The 2,652-nt window shown below is 53.2% G+C and carries 3 protein-coding genes; all 3 read left to right on the top strand.

Translation table 11 applies throughout. From position 1 onward, the window contains the following. Positions 1 to 1,399: type IA DNA topoisomerase (locus OCV69_RS10025; RefSeq protein ID WP_262563085.1), on the top strand; the 1,399-nt coding region annotated here is incomplete at its 5' end. After that, positions 1,396 to 1,674 (top strand): hypothetical protein, encoded by a 279-nt coding sequence (locus OCV69_RS10020; protein WP_002570998.1) that lies wholly within the window; start codon positions 1,396 to 1,398, stop codon positions 1,672 to 1,674. The genes OCV69_RS10025 and OCV69_RS10020, both read left to right, overlap by 4 nt. A 6-nt stretch (positions 1,675 to 1,680) precedes the next feature. After that, the coding region (locus OCV69_RS10015; RefSeq protein ID WP_262563084.1) for a CHC2 zinc finger domain-containing protein at positions 1,681 to 2,652 on the top strand (972 nt) is incomplete at its 3' end.

Raw genomic sequence — 2,652 nt, 5'->3', positions numbered from 1 at the left:
TGCCGAGCAGCTGAAAGAAGCCTGTCAGGGTGCAGCTGTCACAATCAAAAAGGTGGAGCGCAAGGAAAAGTCCGAAAAGCCACCTGCCCTCTATGACCTGACTACTCTGCAAAGAGATGCCAACCGCCTGCTTGGATTTACAGCCCAGCAGACCCTGGACTATCTGCAAAGCCTGTATGAAAAGAAGCTCTGCACCTATCCCCGTACCGACAGCCGCTATCTGACCAGTGATATGGCAGACAGCCTGCCGGTGCTAGTCAATCTGGTTGCCAACGCCATGCCGTTTCGCAAAGGGATCGCCATTTTCTGCGATGCGGCCCAGGTCATCAATGATAAGAAAGTAACCGACCACCACGCAGTAATCCCTACCAGAAATCTCAAGGATGCAGAACTTTCTGCCCTTCCTGCGGGAGAAAAAGCGGTGCTGGAGCTGGTGGCCCTGCGTCTGCTGTGCGCCGTAGCCCAGCCACACATCTATTCGGAAACGGTTGTAACTGCCGATTGTGCCGGCGGGGAGTTTACCGCCAAAGGGAAAACGGTAAAGCACCCCGGATGGAAAGCACTGGAGAACGCCTATCGTGCCAAAATGAAGGATGCAGAGCCGAAAAAAGAGGATACAGAGAAAGCCCTGCCGGAGCTGACCGAGGGACAGACCCTTTCGGTTTCTGAGGCAATCGTCAAAGAAGGCAAAAGCAGTCCGCCCCAACACTTTACGGAGGACACCCTATTGTCCGCGATGGAGACTGCCGGAAAAGAGGATATGCCAGAGGATGCCGAGCGAAAAGGTCTGGGGACACCGGCCACCCGTGCCGGTATTTTGGAAAAGCTGGTATCTGCCGGTTTTCTGGAACGCAAAAAGAATAAGAAAACCGTTCAGCTTCTTCCTTCCCACGATGCGGTTTCGCTGATCACCGTCCTGCCGGAACAGCTGCAATCGCCGCTTCTGACTGCCGAGTGGGAGTACCGCCTGGGCGAGATCGAGCGCGGGCAGCTTGCCCCGGAGGAGTTTCTGGATGGGATCAGCACCATGCTGGGAGACCTGGTGGGGACTTATCAGGTCATCAAGGGAACCGAGTACCTGTTCACTCCGCCCCGTGAGGTGGTGGGCAAATGCCCTCGCTGCGGCGGTGAAGTTGCAGAACTGCAAAAAGGCTTCTTCTGTCAGAATGATTCTTGCAAATTTGCAATCTGGAAAAACAACAAATGGTGGGCCGCCAAGAAAAAACAGCCGACCAAGGCTGTGGTGTCTGCACTGCTGAACGATGGCCGTGTCCGTGTAATGGGCCTATATTCGGAGAAAACCGGCAAGACCTACGATGCCACTGTGGTTTTGGAGGACGATGGACAGTACGCCAACTTCAAGCTGGAATTTGACCAGCGGAAAGGAGGCAGCCGATGAAGCTCTCTTTAGTGGAACGGGAAACCATTCTCCTCTATAACCAGGCAGAACCAATGGCTGAGGTCTACACCCACGATCCCCGTCTGATGGAGAAGCTGGAACTGCTGGCAAAAAAGCACCCCGACCAGATCACCCGAAAGGACGCCCATAACTTTACCGTCCCCAAGCGGTGTGTATCAGTCAGGGAGCCATACAGCGCAGAACGCCGCAAAGCTGCCAGTGAGCGTGCGAAAGCTGCCGGATACCAGCCCCCTGTGAGAAAGTCCAGCAGTTAAAGGCACATGGCAGAGAATGTATTTGAAGCAGTCAAGCAGTCGGTCAGCACCAGAGAAGCGGCAGCGTTTTATGGGATCGAGGTCAAACGAAATGGTATGGCCTGCTGTCCTTTTCACGATGATAAGAACCCCAGCATGAAGGTAGACCAGCGGTTCCACTGCTTTGGCTGCGGTGCAGATGGGGATGTGATCGACTTTACCGCAAAGCTCTTTGACCTCTCCCCAAAAGAAGCGGCGGAGAAACTGGCGCAGGACTTTGGCCTGATCTATGACAGTCAGGCCCCTCCCCGCAGGAAGTATGTCCGGCAGAAAACCGAGGCACAGCAGTTTCGTGAGGACCGGCAGCGGTGTTATCGCGTACTGTCCGATTACTACTATCTGCTGAAAAAATGGGAGATCGACAATTCTCCCCGGACACCGGAGGAAGAACCGCACCCCCGCTTTGTGGAAGCAATCCAGAAGAAAACCTATGTAGAGTACCTGCTGGACCTTTTTCTTTATGAAAGTGAAGAAGAACAAAAGGCATGGATTGCAGAACACACAGCAGAAATCACACACTTGGAAAGGAGATTGAAAATCATGGCTGAGAATAAACCCACCAACCGAGAGCGGCTAAGGGAAATCACAGATGGCATCGAGCAGGGTATCAAGGAACTGTTCGAGAGCGAAAAGTATATGCGCTATCTGTCCGTCATGTCCCGATTCCACCGCTATTCGGTAAACAACACCATGCTCATCTATATGCAGAAGCCGGACGCCACTTTGGTGGCCGGATACAATAAGTGGAAAGACCAGTTTGAGCGTCATGTAAAAAAGGGCGAGCATGGCATTACCATCATTGCCCCCACACCATACAAGAAGAAAATCGAGGAGCAGAAGCTGGACCCGGACACCAAGGCTCCGATTCTGGATCAAGATGGAAAGATCGTTACAGAGGAAAAAGAAATCGAGATCCCCATGTTTCGCCCGGTCAAGGTC

The organism is Alitiscatomonas aceti (assembly GCF_025567195.1).
GTDB classification, from domain to species: Bacteria; Bacillota; Clostridia; order Lachnospirales; family Lachnospiraceae; genus Alitiscatomonas; species Alitiscatomonas aceti.
Note: the sequence above shows the minus strand (reverse complement) of the source record. Positions and strands in the feature narration are given on the sequence as shown.